Source organism: Micromonospora sp. GCM10011541 (genome assembly GCF_042650725.1).
GTDB lineage: Bacteria > Actinomycetota > Actinomycetes > Mycobacteriales > Micromonosporaceae > Micromonospora > Micromonospora sicca.
The window spans coordinates 50422-73102 of sequence record NZ_JBHSBP010000081.1 but is presented as its reverse complement, the minus strand read 5'-3'; the positions used below and the strand labels follow the sequence as shown (position 1 = coordinate 73102).

The 22681-nt window shown below is 68.3% G+C and carries 16 protein-coding genes and 3 pseudogenes; 5 read left to right on the top strand and 14 right to left on the bottom strand.

Annotation, left to right across the window (positions count from 1 at the left end):
• From ACFOYX_RS29795 to ACFOYX_RS29785, 3 genes and pseudogenes are all read right to left on the bottom strand, one after another.
• Positions 1 to 519, bottom strand: a pseudogene (locus ACFOYX_RS29795) (hypothetical protein); the annotation flags it as partial.
• Positions 520 to 833: 314 nt separating this feature from the next.
• The gene (locus tag ACFOYX_RS29790; RefSeq protein ID WP_322443564.1) at positions 834 to 1727 is read right to left on the bottom strand and encodes an IS982 family transposase; all 894 of its coding nucleotides are present in this window, start codon (positions 1725 to 1727) and stop codon (positions 834 to 836) included.
• Between the two features lie 1505 nt (positions 1728 to 3232).
• The gene (locus ACFOYX_RS29785; protein WP_322443540.1) at positions 3233 to 3838 is read right to left on the bottom strand and encodes an SHOCT domain-containing protein; all 606 of its coding nucleotides are present in this window, start codon (positions 3836 to 3838) and stop codon (positions 3233 to 3235) included.
• A 139-nt stretch (positions 3839 to 3977) separates the two neighbouring features.
• Between ACFOYX_RS29785 and ACFOYX_RS29780 the strand changes: the two genes are divergently transcribed.
• Positions 3978 to 5084 (top strand): IS5 family transposase, encoded by a 1107-nt coding sequence (locus ACFOYX_RS29780; protein ID WP_322443541.1) that lies wholly within the window; start codon positions 3978 to 3980, stop codon positions 5082 to 5084.
• Between the two features lie 178 nt (positions 5085 to 5262).
• Here the strand turns inward: ACFOYX_RS29780 and ACFOYX_RS29775 are convergent, their stop codons facing one another.
• The 6 genes and pseudogenes from ACFOYX_RS29775 to ACFOYX_RS29750 form a co-directional block, all read right to left on the bottom strand.
• Positions 5263 to 5883: a histidine phosphatase family protein gene (locus ACFOYX_RS29775; protein WP_322443542.1), complete on the bottom strand. Its 621-nt coding sequence runs from the start codon at positions 5881 to 5883 to the stop codon at positions 5263 to 5265.
• Positions 5884 to 6024: 141 nt separating this feature from the next.
• The gene (locus ACFOYX_RS29770) at positions 6025 to 6195 is read right to left on the bottom strand and encodes a hypothetical protein (RefSeq protein ID WP_322443543.1); all 171 of its coding nucleotides are present in this window, start codon (positions 6193 to 6195) and stop codon (positions 6025 to 6027) included.
• 68 nt (positions 6196 to 6263) lie between these two features.
• Positions 6264 to 7199: pseudogene (locus ACFOYX_RS29765) on the bottom strand (hypothetical protein).
• A gap of 104 nt (positions 7200 to 7303) precedes the next feature.
• Positions 7304 to 7756: pseudogene (locus ACFOYX_RS29760) on the bottom strand (DUF6338 family protein); the annotation flags it as partial.
• Positions 7653 to 8018: a DUF6338 family protein gene (locus ACFOYX_RS29755; protein WP_369292983.1), complete on the bottom strand. Its 366-nt coding sequence runs from the start codon at positions 8016 to 8018 to the stop codon at positions 7653 to 7655. The pseudogene ACFOYX_RS29760 and the gene ACFOYX_RS29755, both read right to left, overlap by 104 nt.
• A 722-nt stretch (positions 8019 to 8740) precedes the next feature.
• Positions 8741 to 9025, bottom strand: coding sequence for a hypothetical protein (locus ACFOYX_RS29750; protein WP_322443544.1), 285 nt, complete (start codon positions 9023 to 9025; stop codon positions 8741 to 8743).
• 86 nt (positions 9026 to 9111) lie between these two features.
• Between ACFOYX_RS29750 and ACFOYX_RS29745 the strand changes: the two genes are divergently transcribed.
• The gene (locus ACFOYX_RS29745) at positions 9112 to 9303 is read left to right on the top strand and encodes a hypothetical protein (RefSeq protein WP_322443545.1); all 192 of its coding nucleotides are present in this window, start codon (positions 9112 to 9114) and stop codon (positions 9301 to 9303) included.
• Between the two features lie 131 nt (positions 9304 to 9434).
• On the opposite strand, the gene ACFOYX_RS29740 is transcribed toward ACFOYX_RS29745, so the two are convergent.
• The gene (locus tag ACFOYX_RS29740) at positions 9435 to 11156 is read right to left on the bottom strand and encodes a carboxylesterase family protein (protein ID WP_322443546.1); all 1722 of its coding nucleotides are present in this window, start codon (positions 11154 to 11156) and stop codon (positions 9435 to 9437) included.
• Between the two features lie 337 nt (positions 11157 to 11493).
• Between ACFOYX_RS29740 and ACFOYX_RS29735 the strand changes: the two genes are divergently transcribed.
• The gene (locus ACFOYX_RS29735) at positions 11494 to 11910 is read left to right on the top strand and encodes a hypothetical protein (RefSeq protein WP_322443547.1); all 417 of its coding nucleotides are present in this window, start codon (positions 11494 to 11496) and stop codon (positions 11908 to 11910) included.
• Positions 11907 to 12365: a hypothetical protein gene (locus ACFOYX_RS29730; protein ID WP_322443548.1), complete on the top strand. Its 459-nt coding sequence runs from the start codon at positions 11907 to 11909 to the stop codon at positions 12363 to 12365. The genes ACFOYX_RS29735 and ACFOYX_RS29730 overlap by 4 nt, the downstream gene beginning before the upstream one ends.
• A gap of 630 nt (positions 12366 to 12995) precedes the next feature.
• Here the strand turns inward: ACFOYX_RS29730 and ACFOYX_RS29725 are convergent.
• Both ACFOYX_RS29725 and ACFOYX_RS29720 read right to left on the bottom strand, forming a co-directional pair.
• Complete coding sequence (locus tag ACFOYX_RS29725) at positions 12996 to 13826, bottom strand: PhzF family phenazine biosynthesis protein (protein WP_322443549.1); 831 nt, start codon at positions 13824 to 13826, stop codon at positions 12996 to 12998.
• Between the two features lie 1129 nt (positions 13827 to 14955).
• Positions 14956 to 15195, bottom strand: a complete 240-nt coding sequence (locus tag ACFOYX_RS29720) for an Ig-like domain-containing protein (RefSeq protein ID WP_322443550.1) — start codon at positions 15193 to 15195, stop codon at positions 14956 to 14958.
• A gap of 690 nt (positions 15196 to 15885) precedes the next feature.
• Between ACFOYX_RS29720 and ACFOYX_RS29715 the strand changes: the two genes are divergently transcribed.
• Complete coding sequence (locus tag ACFOYX_RS29715) at positions 15886 to 19890, top strand: CHAT domain-containing tetratricopeptide repeat protein (RefSeq protein WP_322443551.1); 4005 nt, start codon at positions 15886 to 15888, stop codon at positions 19888 to 19890.
• A gap of 577 nt (positions 19891 to 20467) precedes the next feature.
• Here the strand turns inward: ACFOYX_RS29715 and ACFOYX_RS29710 are convergent.
• Together ACFOYX_RS29710 and ACFOYX_RS29705 are read right to left on the bottom strand one after the other, a co-directional pair.
• Positions 20468 to 20929, bottom strand: coding sequence for a Pycsar system effector family protein (locus tag ACFOYX_RS29710; protein WP_322443552.1), 462 nt, complete (start codon positions 20927 to 20929; stop codon positions 20468 to 20470).
• Positions 20930 to 21049: 120 nt separating this feature from the next.
• Positions 21050 to 22678: a CATRA conflict system CASPASE/TPR repeat-associated protein gene (locus ACFOYX_RS29705; RefSeq protein WP_322443553.1), complete on the bottom strand. Its 1629-nt coding sequence runs from the start codon at positions 22676 to 22678 to the stop codon at positions 21050 to 21052.
• Between the last annotated feature and the right edge of the window lie 3 nt (positions 22679 to 22681).

The window sequence follows — 22681 nt, the reverse complement described above, 5'->3', positions numbered from 1 at the left end:
GTTGGTGGTGTCGGCGGGGTCGAGGGGCCAGCAGGCCACGACCAGGCTGGTCGCCTCCGCCAGGGACGCGCCGTCGGGCACAGGGACAGCCGGGTTGCTGGACGGGGGCAGGTGGGCGTCGGTGAGGTCGTCACCGAACCAGGTGCCCGTGTCCGGCAGGTCGCCGTTGTCGGGCTGGGCGGCCGGGGCGGTGCGGGTCGGCGGGCCGATGATCAGGCTTGACGCGTCGGTGAACCAACCGGGGTGGTGTCGGCGCCCGCCCGTGGTGCAGGCGCTGGTGAGGGCGTGGTCGGTGGTGAGGTCGATGACCGCGTCGCTGGGGCGGCTGTAGGCGGCCACGAGCCGGTAGGCCAGCCGGGCTCCGATCGCGCGGCCGGTGTCGGCGTCGGTGCGGGCGGTGCGCCACACGGTGATCGGGACCGGCGGGTCACCGGCCACCAGGTCGATGAGGGTCGGGTCGACATGCGGGTCGACGGGGTGGGCGGGGTCGTGGTGGTGCTGCGGCGTGTGCTCGCGCATTTGGATGTCGGCTCCGCGCCGCGCGGTTAGTGCGCTGACACCCTCAAACCGGCGGTTGTGTGCTCTGACGAACGCCCCCGGTTCTCACAGCGGCTCGCAAGCGCTCACGGTCAGGCGTTCGTTGCGCTCACATCGCGGGTCAGCGGCGGTACAGCGGTACTGGGCTGGTGAGGGGGTCGTGAGCGCCCCGCCGTTTGCTCCAGTGGGGTGCGCCCGCTCAACCCGGCTGGGCGGGGCGTGTGGCGTTCGGCTGCTGTGTGGTGGGGACATGCGGCGGCGTCCTCACCTAGACGAGTAATTCCTATCCCTGGTGGTTAGTGGTCGTAGGCGATGAGGGATCGGGTGATGGGTTGGCCGGTAGCGCGGTTGTGCCAGATGGCGGCGGTCAGGGCCAGGAGGCGTTGGGCTATGCGGGCGCCGACGCCTTCGATGCTGCGGCCGCCGTGTCGTTCGAGGTCGAGTTGACCTTTGAGGGTGTGGTTGACCGACTCGATGAGCTGCCGGATGGGTTTGAGTAGGTGTTCATCGGGGCGTGGAGTGCGGTTGCGGTATGACGGGCGCAGCAGCCGCACTCCGTGTTCGGCCAGCCAGCGGTCCAATTCGGCGGAGACGTAGCCTTTGTCCGCGATGATCAACAGGCCGGGACGGTCGGCCATCAGGTGCGGGTCGTGTTCGAGTACGGCGGTCAGGACCTGCCGTTCGTCCAGCTTCGGGTTGGTCAGGGCCCAGGTGATCGGCAGGCCGGCAGGGGTGCAGATCAGGTGCAGCCGCAGTCCCCAGAACCAGCGTGAGTGGGAGGCGCAGTAGCTGTAGCCGGCCCAACCGGCCAGCTGGGAGCGTTTGACGGTAGGTCGGGAACGGGCGCATTCGACCGGGGTGGAGTCGACCAGCCACACCCCGTCGGTCCACAAGTCGGTGTCGGCAGCCACCGCCCGGATCGCTTTTTTGAGCAAGGGCAGCGCCGCGCGTAGCCGCTTGTTGTAGCCGGACTGGCGTGGCAGGTAGGGAAACGCCCCGGGCAGATGCGCCGGGACGAATCGAAGCCAGCGGGCCTCGGAGCGCACCCCGAGCAACACCTGCGCCACGGCCAGGGTCAGCAGCTCGGCGTCGGTCAGCTTCGGCGGGCGTCCGACGCGGGCAGGCCGCCCGAGCCAGTCGTCGATCTTCACGTACAGTGCGGTGAGAAGGGTGTTGATGTCTGTCGTCACAAACGGATCATCAACACCCTTCGCTGCGTCCGCAGCCCCATCCGAGTTAGGAATTACTCGTCTAGGGCGGGCCTTTTGTTGGCGCCGCGAAGCCGGTATGAAATAACGTGCCATGCCGGATGACCTGACCGCAGTAGGGAAGGCCAATAGTGACAAAGATGAATTGGAGCCGGGTCAACCGGGAGAACCGTGCGATCAGGGAGGCGAATCGACTCGCCGCCGCCAAAGCTAGCGGCAAGACGGCCGCTCGGTCCACCGGGAGCGGACAGGTCTCGCGGCTCCTCATGGTGTTGGCGTTGAGGCGCGAGCAGGCGAGGAAGGCGGCCGCTGTTACCGAAGCTAATACGGCCGCTCAGTCCACCGGGAGCGGACAGTACTCGACAGCCCGCCTGTTGGCGCTGTTGGAGTCCAGGCGCGAGCAGGCGAGGAAGGCGGCCGCTGTTACCGAAGCTAATACGGCCGCTCAGTCCACCGGGAGCGGACAGTACTCGACAGCCCGCCTGTTGGCGCTGTTGGAGTCCAGGCGCGAGCAGGCGAGGAACTCGTGGCGGTGAGCGTGGCCGTCTACTTCATCGTTGCGCAGTCCTAGCTCCGCCGGGGGCCACCGTGCCGGGTGCGAGCCTGCCGGGCGGCCGGGGCGGTCACTTGGACGGTCCGAGCGGGCCGGGCCGGTTGCGCACGTCACGGCCGGCAGCGTCCAGCGCGTTATCGCACCATGCGCACACCGGACGGCGGCCGGTCGTCGCGGTACGTCGGTAGTCCGTCCACACGCGGCGCGTGAGGCACCGTGAACAGACGATGGCGGGCAGGCCACCCGTGTACGGACCGGGGTCGGTCGCTCCGGGCGGGATGATGCGGGCGCCGCGCACGTCTGGCGCTCCTTCCAAAGATGATCTTCAAAGTCCTAGACCCGTACGCGGTGGCTGCTGGTATACCGACCGGGGAAGCTGCCAGCGTCGAGAGGGTCCACCCTCAGCCGCGCACATCTATGATCTTGCCCATCGATCGGCGCGCGTTCGTCGTGCTTGCGTTGCGTTCGTTGCTCGCGACTGTTCAGTCAATCGATGATCGTTGCGGTGCTGCTTTGCTCTCTGCTGCTGAGGTCTGAGCATCGTTCGCTGAGTTGCACGCGCGCTTGCGCTCAACGTCTGAGTCGTAACCAGCGCGTACGCGTGGCTGTGCTGTTTCGCTGTGCTGCTGTGCTGCTGTGCTGCTGTCGCGCACGAGCGCACGATCGCGCACCGGGCGGGGCGTTGACAGCGGGCCGGGGTGGGGGTGGGGCGGACAGTGGCGGGGCGGCGAACAGCCGGCCGGGGGCGTGTCGGCATACCGGGGCGGGCGGTCAGCGACCGGCCGGGCGGGTCATGCGTGGGACACGCCCGCCCGGCGGCGGAGTCGACGCCCGGCGCAGCCGAGGAGGGCCGTTAGTACTGCTACGGCGGATCTCCATCTTGAGCGGTCCGTCCGCGTTCGGTGATCGGAGCGAAGACTGGCTTGCTCGAGTGTCAGAGGCGCCCGAGCAGCTCAGCCTTCTTCGCCGCGAACTCCTCATCCGTGAGGATGCCGGCGTCGTGGAGCGAGGCGAGCTTTTCAATCTGCCCAACGACATCCGGCTGAGCCGCGGCCACGGCCGGCGTCCCCGGCGTGCCTCGCTGGATCACCGAGGAGGCGAGGTCCAAGATCTTGTCGGTCACGCCGGGCTGCGCCTGAAGCTCCGAAGACTTGGCCTGCGCGGAGGCTTCGGTGACGACCTGCCGGCCCTGGAGCAATACGGAGAAGACCGTGAACAGCTTCTCCGGCAACTCGAGGACGGACTGATCGCCGTCGGCCCAGTTCACGCGGACTATCCGCGGGGGCTTCATGGCAGCCCCGAGGCTGGCGCCGACAGCCTTGCCGATCCTCCCGGGCAGAGCAGCCGTCGCGGCAGCCCGGCCCATGGCGCCGACGACACCTTCGTTGCCCGGAAGTTCCTCCCACTCGAGCACGGTCTCGGCGTTGAGCTTGTACCGCTTGAAGGGGTTGTACGGGTGCGAGATGACGAGTCCGCCCTGGCCTGACTCAACGCTTTCGCCGGTCAGGCGGCCACCTACCACGCGTCCCTGGTTCGTCACGTGCGAACCGTAGATCAACGCTTTGGCCCGCGCAATCGTCGTGCGGATGAAATCGACCGTGCCTACCCTGCGGCATGCCCGCTAGTCAGCGATAGGTAGGCCGGCTACGTAGGCGTCTACCTGGTCGCACGGTTGCCGGGTGGTTGTGTCAGGCGGCGGCGGTCGGCCGCTGCGTGATGTGCACGGCGGAGCGGCGCAGCTTGCTTGCGAGGCAGTCGATACCCCTGGCATCCGCAATCGGGCGGCCGTCGAGGAGGTCAAGCATGCGCTGCCAGTCGCGCTGATTGTCCCGACGGTCGGAGCGGTCGCGCGCGGCGACCAGGAACGCGCGCAGGGCGGGCCGGCCGACCTTGTCGGCGAGGTCGTCGAGGCCGGCGCGCAGCTCGGCGAGGCGGGCCGGGCCGGCGGCGCTGGCGGCCCGCGTGGGTCAGGACGTCCGCCGAAGTGGAGCAGACGGCAGTTGATCGACGGGATCCGGTGGCGCACCCGGGTCGGCTCGCCGTGGCGGGACGTGCCGGCGCTGTATGGGCCCTGGCAGACCGTCTATGGGCTGTTCCGCAGGTGGCAGCGGGCCGGAGTGTGGCGGGAGGTGGTCAGCGGGTTGCAGACCCGGGCCGACGCGGCGGGAATGATCACGTGGGACGTCAGCGTCGACTCCACCAGCGCCCGCGCTCACCAGCACGCCGCCGGCGCCCGCAACCATGGCCAGTTGCAGGTCGAGTCGCCCGGCGGTGTCGATGACGAACCCGACGACCATGCCCTGGGACGGTCACGAGGTGGGTTGACCACCAAGCTTCACCTGGCCTGTGAACAGGGCCGTAAGCCGTTGTCGACGGTGCTCACCGCCGGACACCGCGGCGACAGCCCGCAATTCGTCCCCGTGCTGGCCGGCATCCGGATCCCCAGGGTCGGCGGTGGCCGGCCCCGCACACGACCAGATCGGGTCCTGGCAGACAAGGCCTACAGTTCCCGCGCCAACCGGCAGCACCTGGTCCGTCGAGGGATCGCGGCGACCATCCCCATCAAGATCGACCAGGCGGCGAGCCGACGCAGGAAGGGCTCGAAAGGCGGCCGGCCACCGACCTTCGACCCCGGCACCTACCGGCAACGCCATGCCGTCGAGTGCGGCATCAACCAGCTCAAACGCAACCGAGCACTAGCCACCCGCTACGACAAACTCGCCGTCCGCTACCACGCCACCGTGCACATCGCCACCATCAACGAATGGCTCCGACCCGGCTTATGAAACAGGGCCTAAGCTTGGCGTTTAACCTCCAGCTCCAGCCCGGCGCCAAAGACGAGTTCATCGCGTTACTGACGTCGACTACAGTGCGTGACGCAGAGTGATCCGGGCGCGGCGGGAGCAAGTACTAACCGCGCGTTGTCTGCGGCAAATGCGCGCGGGACCCAATCTTGGCTCGCTTCTAGGCGCTGGCAGGCGGTCGGCGGGGATCGACGGCACCGAGAAGCTCCGAGTCGGCTGGCAGATGGTCGGTCCAGGCGATGCTGACGACTTTCAGTGAGTCCAGGGTCGTGATCGCACACGAGGGGACGCCCCGGGTCATGAGTTCGGTCGCCACGCCCTCATCTCCGAGCAGCGTACGAAGGACATCTACCGTGATACCCCCGTGGGTGACGACCGCGATCGGCACAGGCCCGTGCGCCCGTTCAGCCAGGAACGACATCATCCGCTGGGCGGCCTGGCGGGACGAGTCGCCGGAACGGGGCACGAATTCGCGATCGAGGGTCGCCCGCGACCAGTCCTGTAGGAACTCTGGAATCGGCTGGTTGCCGTCCCAGTTCATCCGTTCCCGCAACCGGTGATCGATGTGGACTGACAAGCCACCAGCGGCACCCGCGACGCACTGGGCCGTCTGCCGGGCCCGAAGCAGAGGGCTGGTGTACACCGCGCCCAGTCCCGCGTGGCTCAACCAACGCCCGGTGACTGCTGCCTGACTCCGCCCGAGGGCTGTCAATCCCGGATCCCCCGCATCGGGCAACTTCTCCGCATGCTGCACCAAATATATCCGCGCCACGGTCGGCATCCTGCCGCAGCCTGTCCGCGGCGACAACCAGTTTCTGGGTGCACTGTTCTCGGCAGTTTAGGATGTCCGCTCGACTCAGGGTTTGGCTACCGATCGTGACTGCGTCGATTGGCCAGCGCGCACGGACGGCGGCATGTCCGATCACTTGATCTTGAGTTTGCAGCAGATTCGCGCACTGGTGCTGGACTCCGGCCGCAGGCGTTTGCTGCGCATGCAAGCAGGCGTCGCCATGGCCGACCCCATGGCATCAGTGGGCCGCCGGGCGAGCTGCTGACGGCGGCCGGCGCCGAAATGCAGCTGGCTGCCGAACACGTCGTTGATGTGCGGTAGCGGTTCAAGCGGCAGGGCGCACGGTACGACACCGATCTCTAGGGGCTGTTTCAGCCGAATGCGCCGTTGAGGGCCAGTTCGGCAAGGGCCTGAACGGCACCACCAGTGGCGGCGGACACCGAGGCAACACCGAGCTGGTCGACAATCGCGCGCAGCTTGCCGACCTTCTTCACTACTTCGCCGGTGTCGGGCTCGTCGCTCTCGACACTGGCGCGGAGCTCGGCCAGGGCATCGAGAAGCTCGCCCCGCTGGGTGTCCGCGACGTCCGCTGCCGTCCGCTGCACCTCATCGAGCAGCCGAAGCGCGTCCTCGACGGTCAAGCCCTCCGTGCTGGCCTTCGCCTTGGCGCCGATTGCGACGGGCCCGTTGGTTGTCTGGATCGTCGTGTTGTAGACATCCCCGATACGGTGGCTCACTGCGGCGTCGACCTGATCCTTCTTGGGTAGCTCGGACAACGGCGTGTCGGCGGTGAGGTCCGCGACAAGGTCAACGAGCTTAGTGCGGATCTGGCCGAGGACACCCGCGAGCACCGTGCCGCTCATGACGTAGTACAGGTTGATAATGCTCTGGAACTCATCGAGCTGGCCGTTCCAGATGGTCTGGGCGTAGGCCAGCCCGGGTGACGCGAAGGACAGCTGCTTCTGCCCGGCGAGCTGCTCCAACTCCTCGATCGGCTGCTTGAACGAAAACTCGTCCGGCACCTACTCCCAGGCTTCACGCGGCAGCTGGTGTCGGGCAATGATCTGATTCTTGGCCAACGTGTACCCGCTAATTGAGTCCATCGCGATCGGTGGACCGCCAACCTTGCGGTACTTCGGGACCTCGTCCTCGCTGCCGTACCCATTGAGCTCCTTGCGCGCCCAATCTCGCAGCGCCTCCGAACCGGTCTCAGCGCCGAGCAGCAGGCATTTACGGAGCATCCCAGCGAGCGGCTCCGACTCATCGAGCAGGCGCTCGCGCAGCGAGCGAAGCAACGTGTCGGTCACGCGCTAGAGGCTAGAGGAACGGTGTGACACTGAGCCGGGGGCCAAGCGCCTTGTTCCCGCCCCGCCTGGCCCGGCACGACTCGACCGGATATACGAACCAGGCCCTAGCCCTTGGGTTCGTCGGCGGGCTCTGGCTGCACGGGGGTTACGTCGAGTCGAACGATGTGCCGTGCTGAGATGACGCTGTACTTCACATCGAGCGTGTGGGTCACACCATCAGCGGTGCGGAGCTCGATCGGGGCCGTGAGGACGAGGTCCCTGTGCTCGTCTTCCCTGCTGGCAACGCTGTACGTGAAGAGATCTCCCTGCACGTAGGCGCCGCTGTCGAGCTGCGCCCCAACGACCAGCACCTCGGCGTCGTGCCGGTGTAGCTCAATCGTTCGGTACCAGGCGGAGACATCGAGGATGGTCGTCTGGCTGTAGCCGGTGAGTCGCTTGTACCACTTTTTGGCTTTAGCCCTCTGGAGCGCCGCCACGGCGCGCGGGTCGGCTGCCAGGGCGCCGAGCAGCGTGGCGAATGCAAGCAGCCCAAGCGCCCACCACGCCAGCTGAACGTGATGCTCGCGCGCAAAGTCGGTTCGGGTCCCGGATCAACCCGCGCACGTTGGGCGTGTGCCTGGGCAAGAAAAAACGCAACACTGCGAACAGCAGTCCCGTCGCGGTCAGGCAGACGACGCTCATGAAGACGACGCGCAACGTCTCACGGAACGCCGAGAGCGACTGCGCTGGGACGACCTGCTCGTGCCGCAGGACGTACGCGAGTCCGGGAGAAAGTAGCGTGACGAACAGCACCAGCCCAATCGCCGACGTCGGGATCAACTATTCCTCTTTGGTGACCTTGGCCCCGGAGTCGGGGGGCGGCGGTTTCGGACGCGACGTCGCCGGCTGTGCCGGGGTTGCTCCGGGTGCCAGCTTCTGTCCGCGTTCGCCAAATGTGTGATCCGGGCGGGTGTCCATGGTCATCCGCTTCGTGCGGTCGGTGCTATCTGCCATCGTCCCTCCTGAATGCATGCAGCGTACACTCCGGCGGCCCGTGTTCACCGACGGCACCGCAGAGCGGTGGGGCAAGGCGGTCTCGTGGGACCCTTGTGCTGGTGAAAGCGGGCAGCCGGCGAGCAGGTTCTTCAGGGTGCGGACCTGAGCCGGGGTCAGGACACGGGTTGAAGCGCGGGTAGCGGCAGGTCGCTGAGCGACGAGGACGGCATCGTGGTCCTGTCCGACATCGGGCCCAGCGACCCGAGCCGGAAGCCGGCCCGTACCTGGCGCCGCCGTAGTCCGCTGCGCGGACCAACCGGGGCGAGTCACGGGAACGTGGCCCGCTTTGGCCGTGTGTCGCAGTCCGCGTCGACCACGGGTGGAGTACACCTATTCGATTCCTGCGCTATTCCCTAATCATGAGGGACGCTGCGGGGACCGGCTCCAGGCCGTAGGTTGGGGGCCCTGGTGCCAGTGGAGATCCCGACTGGCTTATGACGGACGAGATGGGCTCCACCGGGACGGCCATAACTGGCCCCGCCACCGGCTGGCTGTCGCTACTCCCGTTACCGAACGTAGTCGGCGCTGGTGCTTACCAAGCGGCAGTTGGTGCCGACCCCCGCGTCTGCGGCATGAGCGTGCGCGTCGAGGCGAAGGCCGCGCATGATGAGATGGCGGCTGTGGTGATCAGCGAAGTGGGCGGCTGGCCGATGGGCGAAACCCACGAGGACCTCACTGAGTACGCGATGGCGCAAGGCGCTGAGGGATACGACGTGCACGAGGTGCGACTGTGCAGGTGCGCGGCGTGCGGCGGACATGTCTTCGGCGTTCGTGGTGATCTTGAGGAGCACGCAGCGAAGCGCATATGTCGCAGCTGCGGTGCGCAGCATTTCATTGCGGGCAGCGGCCAGTACTGGGATGACGCTAGGTCGGCGTCATGGTCTGCGAGTGCGACGGGGATGGCGACGAAGAGGACTTCAACGTTGCGGTGGGCTACTCCCTGTACGCCGGTGGTGACGGAATCCGGGCGATCGCCATCACGAGCCGCTGTGTCGCGTGCGGTCGGCTCGGCTACTGGGACGACTGGATGGTGCGCGGCGGCGAGATGCACCTGTTAGATCTCGCGTAGGCCTTTATCGCACAACCAGAGAGGCACCCCTCGGCGCACTGACATCGGCAGTTCCGGATGGCGACGGCAGCTCCAGCCGTCACGCTGCATGCCGCGCGGGTTGCGGCAGAAGAGTGCGCTCGAGCGGCGCGCTACGGCAATCCGTTCCAGAACGCGCATTGATGGTCCGCCACAAAGTCGACGGGAGCGGTATGTCCGGCGGTGAGCGCGAGCACCGGACCTGAGCTGTGATAGCGGGGCCAGGATGGCGCTGCATCAACGTTGGGGTTGCCGGTTCGAGCGAACCGGGTCCAGTAGGAAATCATCAGCCCGGAGAGGGTCGGGTCTGGCGGCGGTGCGGGCGTGAACGTGAAGGTGCCGTCGAACAGGTATGGCAAATCGCTGCCGTGGGTGGCGCCCAGCGGAAACTCGCCGACGTGTCGACCGCCGTCCTGTTCGAACTCATAGGCGTATACCGGCGCGCGCCGGGCGGCGGCGTCGTCGGCGAGCAGGACCCGGCAGGCCCCGACCGCGTGTCCCCAGTCGGTGAGAAGGGTTGCGAGGGCGAGGCCCGGGCTGGGGTACGCGGTGACGGGGTAACGAGCAAGAACGCCCGGCGCTTGGTCCCCGAAGAGCTGCGTGACCACGGTTGGATAGTCCGTCGCGGTCAGCGGTGCACCACGCTGGTCGAACAGCGAGGCAACCGTCTGGCGCATCTCGTCGTGGGTGCTGCCCTGGATCAGAGGCACCGCGACGGCCGTTCCGTCTTGCAGGGCAAGCAACGGTTGCTGTGGTATGGCTGGAGTGCCGGCGACGAACTCCCAGCTCGTGCTGGATAGGCCGGCCGCGGTGAAGTCTTGCGGTACGCCGGTGCGGACGAGGTCCGCGGCGGGCTTTGCGCGCAGGCACGCCAGCGTGTCTGCCGCAGGTGGACACCCGAGCGCGGTGGCCACGACGGTACCGCGCTGCTGAGCAACGGTGCCGGTGATGAGGTCGTTGCCGCACGGTCCGCTTTGGACGATGGCCTTCTCGAATAGGCCGGTGGAGGAGGGAGCCGCGAGGTGGGCGCAGACGGCGATTCCGCCGGCGGACTGGCCGAACAGGGTCACGTTTGCCGGATTGCCGCCGAACGCGTGCGCATTGGCCCGTATCCATCGCAGCGCCGCCTGTTGATCGGCGAGCGCGTAGTTGCCGGCGTACGGGTCGTGTGCGGCAAGTTCCGGGAGGTCGAGGAAGCCTAGCGCGCCGAGCCGGTAATTGAGCGTCACAACAACCACCCGGCCCGACTCCACCAGGCGGGCCGGGTCGTAGTCCGATCCGGTCCCACCGGTGAATCCACCACCGTGCAACCACACCATGACCGGCAGCCGAGCGTCAGTGCGGGCGCCGGCGGGCGTGACGACATTCAAGTACAGGCAGTCCTCGTTGCCTACGGGTGGCTGCCCAGGCCGGCCTCGCTGCGGGCAAGGCTGACCGGGCGTCGTGGCGTCGCGGATACCCGTCCAAGACGCAGGCGCCTGCGGCGCCCGCCAGCGCAGCTCGCCCACCGGCGGGGCGGCGTAGGGAATACCCCGGAAGCTGTCGTGGTCAGCCTCCGCAACGCCCCGGACGACACCCCCGGTAGTTCGCGCCACTGGCGCGGACGACGCTCCTCCGATCCCGGGTTGGAACACGAATGCGCCCGCCGGAACCGCACCGACGAGCACAATCAGCACACGTGCAAGCTTCGAACGCATGGCGCCCAGCGTGGCCGATTCGTTCGGCAACGACGTCCACCAGCCAACGTATGTCGAAATACGTCGCTGGTGGTACGCGCCTTCAAAGAGCCGGTTCAGATCGTTGATCGCGGCGGTCGTTGCGGGTGCTGGTGACATGGTCGTCGGTGTGGGATGCCGCGACTGCGAACGAGGCGGCCCTGGTCGAAGGTTTCCACCGACCAGTCGATCTGGTGGACCACGTTCGCAGTAGGTAGCGCCCCTCCCGCCGCGCGGCATCGAACTCGTCGACGGACTCGTCCACGTCGGTCCGTCGGCATAGTGTCAACGGCTGATTGGAACCGCCCGGCGGGAGCCTACGCGATGTGACGTACCGCCGGCGCAGTCGCCTTCGTTCCCGGACGTAGTTCGGATTGCTACCAGGAGCCGACGACCGGGCCTGGTGGTTCGGGCATGATGCGGTTCAAGATCGGACGCGAAAAGGGAGCAGGTACCGATGGACGCCATTACACCGGTCTCGGACTCGAGCGCGAGGCTGCTGCGGACCGTGCTTTTTCTCGACGCGGCGGTCTTCTTCAGCGCCGCGCTGTTCAACTTCGGCCTCGAGGTCCGGCTGGGCTTCACCACGTTGCGCTTCGCCGATTCGATCTGGCAGGCGGGAACCGGCGAAACCGTCATCAGCGCGGTGCTGCTCGCGGCAGGGCTGACCGGAGGTCGCCGCTTGTCCTGGGTGGCGTTGGTGATGTCGGTGCTGGGCATAGCCTTCGGCCTCTCGTCGGACCGAGTGCAGGGAGCCGCCCGCGATCTACATGTCGTCATGATCGCGCTTGCCGTCCTCGTGTTGGCGCTGCTGTTGGCCACCGGCCGGCGGCCCGTGGCGGACCGCGCCGCGTCCCCCGAGGAGGCGAAATGACCGCCAACCGGTCGAGCCGCATGGACTACTGGCGACGACGGCCCCCTGCGGCCGCCGGAGTAGTGATGGCGCTCGCGGCGGCGGCATTCGCCGTCGTGTCCATCGTCCATTTCGGGGTCGACATTCCGGTCGGCTTCACCACCATCAGCGATTCCTTCCCCGGCGCCGCCCCTCCGGAGGCCATCATCGCGGCCGTCGTGGCGATCGGAGCGACCACCGTCCTCACGCGGCGGACAAAAAGCAGGGGAATTGCGCTGGGGACGACATCGTTCGCGCTCCTGGGCACCGTCTACGGGCTGAACATCACGCTGAACAGCACCCGTACCGGCGACGTCGCCTACCACCTCAGCATTCTGGCCACACTGCTCATCATCCTCGGCCTGCTGCTCGTGCCGGGCAGGTCGGATGCCCAACCGGCTCGGGACGTCAGGAATGACGTTCGTTCGTCGTCGTAGCGGCTGCCGGCGGCCGCCGGGTCCCACGGAGCGTGGCCGGTGGCCAGCCGGCCAGTCAACCTCGGGCGTCATCCGCACAGCACGCCACACTACTTCGTCACATCAGCGACACTGCCATTAGGAACGGAAGAGCCCTCCAACTGAACTAAGCCTACGTCGAGGGGTGCATGGCGGACGACCATGCGCCAGAGCCCACACCAGTCGACGTCTGGGCGGTGGAGCTCCACGTATTCTGCTTGAAAGAACGCCGGTAGCCAGCTCTGATGGCACAGCCCACGGGCTCTCTGCCGCCCGGATCGCTCGTCGATCGGTTGCCGACACCGAGACGGCTTCCGCGTCGGCACCTACAGGAACAGCACCAGATTGAAGTCAAAGTCGAGTGCACTGACATCGGCAGATCCACGCACACTCAGCGGCATGAGCGTGCGTCCCGCGGTACGCCATAACACGGCCGAGCACGCGCTGGCGGATCTCTGGCAAGGCTTGATTGTCGGGCGGATTCGCCCCTCACGCCGCTGCGACGCTGGCGGATCAGCGCAGCTCGGCTTCAGCCAGGCACCGACCCGATGAACGACGTGACGAGGCGGAGCAGGTCTGCTCGGCTCGCCGGCGTTATTGGAATGCCATTGGCTATCCGGCGGTGTGGTGCAGGACGCTGTCGAGGACGGTGACGGCGTGGCCGGTGAGGTGGACACGGTCGCCGTGGACGGCGGTGTGAACCAGGCCGGTGCGGGTGGAAGCCTGCAGCCCGGTGAGGCGGTCGCGGCCGAGGCGGTGCGACCAGTACGGGGCCAGGGCGGTGTGGGCGCTGCCGGTGACCGGGTCCTCGGGGATGCCATTGGCAGGTGCGAAGTAGCGGGAGACGAAGTCGTAGCCGCCGTCCCGGTGCGCCGCGGGGGCGGTAGCGATGACGCCGCGGATGACCTCGCGGCGGGTCAGGTGGGCCAGGGCGGCGAAGTCCGGGCTCAGGGCGCGAACCGTGGCCTCGCCACCGACAACGGCGAGCAGGTCGCCGAGGGCGCCGGTGCGGTACGTGGCTTCGGGTTCGGCGCCGAGGGCGTCGGCGATGCCGTCGGGGGCCGGTGCCTCGGTGGGAGGCGCGGCCGGGAAGTCGAGGGTAATGGTGCCGTCGTGGCGGGTGTTGGCGATCAGGATGCCGCCGGGGCTGGCGAAGCGGACGGTGCTGGGGGTTGCGTGGTCGCTGTACAGGGCATGGGCGGTGGCCAGGGTGGCGTGGCCGCACAGGTTGGCTTCGCCAGCGGGGGTGAACCAGCGCAGTGCCCAGTCGGCGTTGGAGGTCTCGGGTAGGGGGTGGGCGAAGGCGGTCTCGAGGTTCATCTCGGCGGCGACCCGACGCATCCACGCCTCGTCGGGCCAGGCGCCGGTGTCGAGCAGGCAGACGGCGGCGGGGTTGCCGGCGAACGGCCGGTCGGTGAACGCGTCGATGACCCGGATCCGCATGGGGGAACTGTAGGACGGCGCGATGGAGCGGGTCTACGGCGTACTCGGGCAGGTGCACCCGTGGCGGGAGCACGGATTGGCACGTCGCAGGGGAGACGATTCTCCGGATTCGATGAGCGCGCCCAGCCACGCGACGGCGACTTCGCCGTGCCGACCGCCGACCCGCGGTTGATGTTCCGCGCCTCTGCTGGTGCGGGAGTCCAGCAGCGGCGAGCTCGGCATCGTGCTGGGCATCGCGCTGCTGTGCCCCGCTGTAATCGCGTCCTCTCATCGGCATGTGCGGACGTCGCCCGCCTCTGAAACGAGAGCCCACCGGTCCTGACGCCTTCGGGTCCGCCGAAGAGGTCTCCAAGCCGACGGGCCTGGTCAGAGCGTTGCCCATGGGATTTGCGTCCCGAATGACGACACGGCTGACGCGCCCATGACCGACAGCCGAAACGCCGCGCGTCGATGTCCACCCAATGTGCCGCAGCGAAGCTCAGCGGCCCGAGATACCGGGCCGCGCTAGCCGTCTTGGGAGCAGCGAGAGGTGACCACTTCGGACATCACTGGGAGGTCAAGCGGTCAAGGCGCGGCGTTACTGCTGGTCAGCAGCTCCGCTCGCGCCGGGACGGTAGAGCTCTTCGGAAGGGTGACCACTTCGCTGATCTGCACCCAATCTGCTCCCAACGCAAGGCCCAGTCACCGCACCCAGTCATTACCGCTCTGACCTGCTCACACTCCCCCACCAGCCGGGATAGACAGCAGTTGACGTCCGTTCAAAACCGTTGAGCACTCCGGTGTGAACCAGGACGCCGCACCGACTCTGACCTGCACAAACGTGGAGCCGCAGGAAAGGGTGGGTGCAGTTGAGGAACGTTCGACGCCGTTGGGCGCAGTTCAAGGCCGTTCAGGGCAGCCCGTTGCTCCCAACCTGCTCCCTCCAACCGGGCTCGCGGTAGCCGGCGGCGTATGTGGATCCGGTGGGCGGCGCCCCGACGTCTTGAGCGCCGTCAGCCAGCATCCGCGGTCGGACTGGTGTCGCGCTCGACCGCGGACGGATCTATGCCGGCTCGCGCACGCCGCCGGCGTTGCCACCATCGTCTGGCGTCGGTTCGGCCGGGGCTTCGGGCAATTCGTCCGGTGCCGGCTAGCGCACCCACAACTTCTGGTAGTTGGCGGCGTAGGGCCGGTAGGTCGGGTTACCGGAGTAGGCGGCGTGGACCTGGTAGGTCCCGGGACGCAGGTCGGCGGTCCGCAGTTCGACGACCGCCTTGCCATCCATCAGTGGTACGACCTGCACGGTGCCGCCGAAGGTGACGGTGACCTCGCCGGTCGGGGTCGGAGCGTGATGCTTCGGTCCGCCCGCCGGCTCGACGGTCACGGTCAACCTGACGTTTCCCCGCGGGCTGCGCGGTCACGTCTGCTAGTGGGTGGACATGCAGCCGATCCCCACCCCCTATGGTCCGGCCCGGGGACCGGTGGTCGGTGGCCTGCGGCTGTGGCTGCTCCACCAGACTGTGGCCGTGCCCAGCAACCGGGCGGCGACCTCGCCGACCAGATCAGCTTCGCCAGCGCGCTGACAGGCGCGCCAGGGGCCGGCTTTCGAGCTGCGGACAATGCGCGCGCCTGTGGACAGCCCCTTCCCCTCACGGGCATAGCAGCGACGGAACACCGCGCGGCGCCACAGCCGTCTTGATCAGGCCTGCGCCTTGTTCGCGACGTGGAACTCCAGCCGCGCGCTTGGTAGGTGGAGCGCGGCGTGGCCGTCGAGGATCTTTCCCACCCGGGTCCTGGAACGGGAGGATCCAGGGCGATTCCGTGCCGGCTCGGAGGACGCCGTAGATCCAGTAACGCCCCGGTAGCTACAGGGTGTTCGGCCGCCACTGAACTCGGGCTAGATCACGGGACGGAACGCGGGCCGAGGCAAGAGTCTGCGATGACTGTTGCGACGTCTACCCATCTGATTTCCGCACCTCTGTTACCGGGGACCGCCGGAGAAACCACAGAGGTGGCCGACCACGATGGCGGCTGTGCGCCCCCCATTCGCCTCCCTTTGGGGGGTGGGCATCATGGAGCGGTGGATGCCGGCCTGCGCGACGATCTTGTGAGGGCGTCGCTGGTGATGGCGACCGGCGACGATGCCGGGCAGCGACGCGCGGCACTGGAGTGGTTCACCGCGGCCCGTCCTGCCTTGATGGAGCTGGTCAAGGCTGGCGCACCGGATTCAGCGGAGCTGTTGAATTGGATGATTCCCTTTCTGGTGGTGCTAAGGGACTGGCCGGCGCTTGCTGAGCAGAGCGAACGAGGCCGCCGCATTGCCGTACTCGCCGATGATTTCCTGATCTTCACGCAGAATCTTGGCATAGCCATGCAGCACCTTGAGCGTGACGCGGCGGCGGAGCGGTTGTTTCGCGAGGTCGTCGACGGGGCCGAGCGCATCGGTGAGGAGGGCTTGCGCGCCCGGGCCCTCGCCCACCTCGGTCAGCTGCGGCGACAAGCGCGCGTCCATGACGAAGCGGCGGATCTGTATCACCGGTCGGCCCTCGCCTATCGCGCGTGCGGTGACCGGGCCGGCGAAGCGCGTGCTCTCGGCGACGTCTCGCAGATGGTCAGCGCGATGGGGCACCACGAGGCAGCGATCCGGTACGCCGAGCAGTCGCGGGAGCTGTTCCGGGGCGCTGGCGATCTCGAGGGTGAGGCACGTGCCGTCCGGGCGCTCGCTGGAGCGCGCATGGTCCAAGACCGCGTCGACGCCGCCCTGGAGCTCTTAGACGAGGGGGTCGCCCTGTTCGACGCCGTGCCGTCGCCGTCCGCCGCTGCCGAAGCGGCCTTCGCCGCGAGTGATTTCTTGGCACGGAGGTGCGGTGATCTTCCCGGTGCCATCCGCTACGCGGAGCTGGCCGAGGCACGCCTTCCAGAGGACCCGCAGGTTGTTGCGTGGCGGACGCGACTGGAGACGGAGGCGGACCTTTGCCAACTGTGCGCGGCTCCCAGCAGGGCTGCAGGTGAGCGGCTGGTGGCGGCGCGGCCGTTGCTCCGTACCGAACTCGCCCTTGATCTTGCTCTTCAGCTTCGCCGCGACTGCTCTGCTCGGGAACGCCGCCGGTTGGACGTGTTGGTGGCGCATCCGGACTCGGCCCTGGCCGCACGGCTAGAGGCGCAGTGGCGGTTATTGCAGGATCTGTCGGCTGGGACCGAGCTGCCGGACCGGTTGCGTGGTCTGCTCCGCCAGTCGCTGCTGGACGACGGGGAGCAGAGCGGGAGGTTGCTAGAGTCAATGGTCGCGGCAGTGCCCGCGGATCGATATCCCGCCGTACACGGCTTGCTGCTCTTCCAGCGGGCGCTGGCGGTCGAGGCCGGCGCGGAAGGCCGCCGGCGCGAAGCCATCGATCTGGCTTCCGCGGCGGCGGATCTGCTGGAACGGGCGGGCGCGGAAGAACTGTCCGCCGCTGCACTGGCGATGGTGGGAAGTTGGTGGCGTCGGCTGGGCGGCCCCGATCCGCGCGGTGAGGCCGACGAAGCGATCCGAGCGCTGCGGCGTGTTCTGCGGACCTACCGCCGCCGGACTCATCCCGCCGAATGGGCGAGCACGATGTTGTCGCTCGGCAACGCCTACCTTGAGTACCCTGTGGACCGGCGCGCGTCCGCACTCCGGGCGCAGGACCGGATCACCGCGGCGCTGACGGTCCTGACCCTCGAGCACGACCCGCAGGCCCATGCGACCGCGCTGATGGATCTAGGCCTCGCCTGGTCGGCGGAGGAGCTGGCAGAGATTCCCGGTAGCCTCGCCCGCGCAGAGGAGAACCTGGCTCGGGCGCTACCGCTGCTGCGGGACCCCGGCACGGTGGCCGCGTGCCACACGAATCTCAGCCTCGTCCTCCGCGCCCACATCGAGGGCGATCGAGACGCAAACCTCGACCGGGCGTTGCACCACGCCCGCGCCGCCCAGGCCTACTACGACGCCGAAGGAGGCCCGGCGGACCGCGCGGACGCCGCGAATGCCGTCGGCACTGTCCTCGCGATGCGAGCCACCGCGGAAGGCAGACCCGCTCCGGCCGAGGCGATCGAAAGCTTTCGCGGCGCTCTGGCGCTCGTGCCGGTCGACCGAGCGCCGCTGACCCACGCCGGCATCGCAGGGAACCTGGCCAACGCTCTGGAGTCATGGATGACGCAGGACGCCGCGCACCTCGCCGAGGCGCTGCGCCTTTACGAGACGGCGGTGCGGCTGTTCCGGCGCCACGGCGCCGGCCGCGAGGAAAGCAAGGCCAGTCGCAATTTCGCGTACGCGCTGAGTCGGCTACCCGACCCGGACCACGACCGCATCGTCGCGCTCCTTGACCGAAGCCTCGCCGGTCGGCCGGTCGCCGAGGTCCCCGGGCAGTGGGTGGAGTCGGCCGTCGACCTCGCGGAGGCCCTGACCGCACGCGGTCGAGCCAGCGATGCGCAATTGGCAACGGAACTGCTCGAACGCTGTCGTCAACTGGTGACCGTGGGCAGGGCCTCCCACCAAGCCGGCAGGGTTTACGCGACCCTCGGGCATCGGTGCGGGGCCGCGGAGGACTGGCTGCGGGCGGCACAGTTCTTCCGCGAGGCCGTTGCAGAGGTTGAAAACAGCTACGGCACAGTCGTGGCCGGTTCCGGCCGCGAGGCGGAACTGTCCCGCGCGGCCGGCCTGCACCAGGACACCGCGTACGCCCTCGCCCGGTGTGGCCGGTTCGAGGAGGCAGTGACGGTGCTCGAAGACGGCAGGGCACGCGAACTCGGCCGGTTGCTCGACCGCGACCGCAGCGACATCGACCGGCTGCGCGCACGGGCCTCACGACAGGCAGAGGAGTACGAGGCCGCCGTCACTCTGCTCGCGGACGCGGAGCGCCAGCAACGCATCCTGATGCCCGAGGACGAGGCCCAGCGCTGGCAGGTACGCGGCATGCTGGCCGATGCGCAGGCCCGGCTGAGAGCGGTACTGGAGGCGATCCGGGCGCTACCCGGCTTTGCGGACTTCGCAAAGCGACCGGTTGACGCGCCGTTTCGCGCATCGGCGCCCGAGGCGCCGCTCTGCTACCTGCTCACCGCCCGGCTCGGCAGCGCCGCCCTGCTCGTCACCGCCTCCCGTGAAATCATCCCCCGCTTCGCCCCGCTGACCGTCAACGTCCTCTTCGATACGTTGGTCTCCGCCGAGGCCGCCTACGACGACGCGGTGCTCGATCTAATCGGGAGCAGCTTCCTCGGTACGGTCGGCGAGTTGCTGGCCGAGCAGGGCGCGCCAGCCGTGGTCCTAGTGCCGACGGGACTGCTCGGCGCCCTGCCATTGCACGCCGCGCGCTACCGCAGAGCCGGCCGGACCCGTCACCTCATCGACGACGCCGACGTCTCGTACACGCCGTCCGCTCGGGCACTGCTCGCCGCGCAAGACGTGGCGCCGTCCGAGCGGCCCCGGCTGCTCACGGCGTGCCCCGAGGACGCGTTACCCCATACCGTGCAAGAGGTCACTGCGGTGCAGAGGCTCTTCACCGGTCCGGTGCACAACCTCTTCGGAGCGGAGGCCACCCGGGAGGCGGTCCTCGCCGGGGTCCGCGACGCCACCCACGTTCATCTCGCCTGCCACGGCAGCTACGACCCGGTGCAGCCATTGCGGTCGTGCCTGTACCTCGCGGGACTCGACCAGCTGAGCGCACTCGACCTTTTCGACCACGGTCTCCTGCGCGATGTGCAACTGGTCGTCGCCTCCGCCTGCGAGAGCGCGGTCACCGACATCGCTCGCACCCCGGATGAGGCGTTCGGACTTCCGGGGCTGCTCGGCTACTGCGGAGCGGCGACTGTGGTCGGCTCGCTGTGGAACGTGAACGACAAGTTCGCGGCCCTGCTGATCAGCCGCTTCTACTCACACTACCGGGACGGCGACACTCCCGCCCGGGCTCTGGCCAGGGCCCAGCGATGGCTGCGCGACGCCGGTCCCACGGACCTAACAAAGTTCGCGGCCGAGACCGGAGTGTCTTCCGGGCCGCGCCTTGTGGCCGCGCTGCCTCAGATGTGGGCCGCCTTCGTGGTGGTCGGGAGTTCCGGCAGGCCAGTGGAGTCCTGACGCTGCCCGAAGGCGGCCTATGCGATTCTCGGTGCCCGGCGTGGGCGTGCATGCCCACGCCGCCGCTCGGTCAGGATGCGCAGAGGTGTGCCGCGGGGTGCAATGCGTACGGCATCTCGTCTGCGCCGCCCCGTGCACGGCCTGGGCAACTCTCGCAGCCACCGCGTCCATAGGGCGCCGACGACGTGGCGGTATCCGGCCAGTTGAAAGGCGGAGGACGGTTGAACCACCTTGTCGGTGAGCGCCCGCCCCGGTTTTGCCGTGGAACAGACTGACAGGAACGCCGGCTCTCCGTCGGCTCGCAGCCCCACGACGTCCCGGACGGTTAGCATCGGCTAGCCGGGCTCGCCAAGGACGAAACCGCCCTTCGGCGGTCGTGTAGGCAAAGTGACAGCGTGGCAGGCGCAATGGGCGCTCCGATACCGGCGGAAGCGCGGCGAGCACGCCTGCCGGGATGACCTGTCACGGCGGCAACACCGCCGACGGGGCACCCGCGACCCTCCTGGCCGTGCCCAGCAGCGCATCTGGTCCCGGCGTTGCCAGCTCGGCCGGTACCCAATCCTGGACGTTCGCGCTGTCAGGGGCCGAACAACCTGAGCACCGCAGCCACGGCCAGCAGAACCAGCGCCAGCATCAGCGTGGTGATCGCGGTGTTCACCGCGCGATACTTCCGGCTCGCTACGGTCGCATTGCCCCAGATTTGTCCGGACAATTCCATGAGCATGGCCGGGCGATCTGCGATCAGCTCTGTAAAGGCTCGGGCGTACGCGTCGGTGTCGCGTGGGAAGCGGTGCGTGATGCCGCGGTAGTAGAGCAGGCTCAACGGCGCCGGCCCGACGGACAGGCGCGGACGCAGTGCGGCTCCCGCGCTGACGGCGGCCACCACCACTGCGGCTGCGGTAGCCGATGCCACGACGGCGAAGGCAACGCCCGGCTTCTTCGCCTGGCTGACGAGGGCGTAAAGCAGTCCCGCAACCACCCCGGTAGACGCCAGAGTGGCGGCCGCCTTGGTTTCCGCATGCTTGACCCACTCGACCACGAGCATCAGGGTGCGCCAGGCGTCGTCCGCCGCCGGAGGTTCAGGCGGTGGCGGCGGTGAAGAGACAGGCCGTCGTTGACCGGGCGAGCGTCGTAGAAGTGCCATCGGATCCCCTTACTCTCACGGTCGTGCCGAGCCGATCCACACCCAGGCCAACCCGGTGTACTCCTTCAATTCGACGAGATGGCGCTCGAACCGCTCGGGTGCGAGCCGCACCCAACCGGGGCGAATCACGAACCGGTGCAGCGTGTCCGACACCATGGCGACCAGATCTACCCCGGGATTGCCGTTGACGGCTTCGCGCAGCGGGGAACTGTTGAGCAGGCGGGAGATCTCGAGTATGGCTTCGCCGGAAAAACCCAGGTCGCCTATGCCGGCAAGGCCGACCGAGGTGGCCACCCGGAGGCGGATCCGGTCCTGGTAGCGCGCGTTGTCGTCGGCCAGTTCGCGGTCGAAGCCGTCTAGGAGTCGCGGCAGAGCTTTGTGCAGCTGAATCTGCGACGGCAGGAACACGTTCATGCCGTCGCCGGTGTGCTGACGATCGGTGTCGGTCAGGCGGAGGCCGAGGCCCCACAGTACGCGGCGGCACGTCTCGGCGAGCCGTTTCTGCGCGTCCGCCTGGGCCGGCCCGGAGCGGCCGCTGTACCCGACGATGTCCACGCCGAAGCCCAACCGCAGCTCGAGCCTTGGGCCGTCCTTGTCGTCATCGGTGGCCGGGTCAGCTGGTGGGGCGTCCATGACAGAAGGCACCGCGTTGCCACGCACGGGTCCGGGGTCGACGAGTACGCCGCGTACGGCCTTAACCTGCTCCAATACCGTCTCCAGGTAGGAGATGTCGTCCGGAAGTTGCCGGCACAGCCATTCGCCGAGGGACCGGTCGCCTCCGAACGGACGGTCGTACGCCGAGTGCATATTGTCCAGCGCGATGTCGACCGTGCGGAGCATCGCCCGCAAGGCGGACAGTGTGCTGATCAACCGCAGCTCGTCGGCGCGTGGCACGGTGCCCCGGTCCGGGCCGGATGCCGGGTTCAGCCGGGCGGTGATCTCAGCCTCGAGTTGGCGCAACGGGCGGCCGTCGCCGCGCACCCGGTCCTGGTAGCGCAGCTTGCTGGCGTGCAGCAAGTACCGGCCCAGGGACGGAAGCACAGAGGTGCCGTCGCTCCACGTGAAGCCGCTGAGCGCATCGTCGTCCTGCCCAGTGGCGAGCACGACGAACCGGCGGTGGGAGCCGTTGCCGGCCGCGGAGGTCTCCCAGACAGCCAGACCGTGCGGGGTGCGGTGCCCGTCGGTCCACCAGTCGGGTCTGTCGGCCGGATCTGCCGGCAGGGCGGCACGGACCGCATCGGTGAGCGTCGCGAGTTCTGAACTGGGGGTCGGTGCCTTCGCCTGGAAGATCACCGCGAGCCCGAGGAAGGCACTGGTGCCGTCCGACGCCAGCCTCCGCCACCACCGATCGAAATCGATCCATCCTGGAGCGCCGCCTTCGCCGCCGCGCGGACCGGCGAAGGCGACTGAAAGGTTCAGGACGTCGTGTTCGCGGCGCACGATGGCCTGATAATTGACGCCCGGATCCTGCCGGCCCGCCAGCGCCTGGTCCGCGCCGACCTCCAACACTGTGTCGGGCAGCTCCGCGGGCACGCGCGGAATCGGCTCGGTCATCACCCGCCGACACCGGCGCCAGATGTGATCCAGCTGGCGCCGGGCCGCACCGGCGTTCGGGCCGTCCAGCGGCGCGAACAGGTGCGCCACGAA

Bases quoted from the DNA above. Each gene is read 5' to 3' on its own strand.
- ACFOYX_RS29775 (WP_322443542.1), bottom strand. From the start codon at position 5,883: ATGCCGACCGTGGCGCGGATATATTTGGTGCAGCATGCGGAGAAGTTG.
- ACFOYX_RS29745 (WP_322443545.1), top strand. From the start codon at position 9,112: ATGGTCTGCGAGTGCGACGGGGATGGCGACGAAGAGGACTTCAACGTT.
- ACFOYX_RS29740 (WP_322443546.1), bottom strand. From the start codon at position 11,156: ATGTCACCAGCACCCGCAACGACCGCCGCGATCAACGATCTGAACCGG.
- ACFOYX_RS29735 (WP_322443547.1), top strand. From the start codon at position 11,494: ATGGACGCCATTACACCGGTCTCGGACTCGAGCGCGAGGCTGCTGCGG.
- ACFOYX_RS29730 (WP_322443548.1), top strand. From the start codon at position 11,907: ATGACCGCCAACCGGTCGAGCCGCATGGACTACTGGCGACGACGGCCC.
- ACFOYX_RS29725 (WP_322443549.1), bottom strand. From the start codon at position 13,826: ATGCGGATCCGGGTCATCGACGCGTTCACCGACCGGCCGTTCGCCGGC.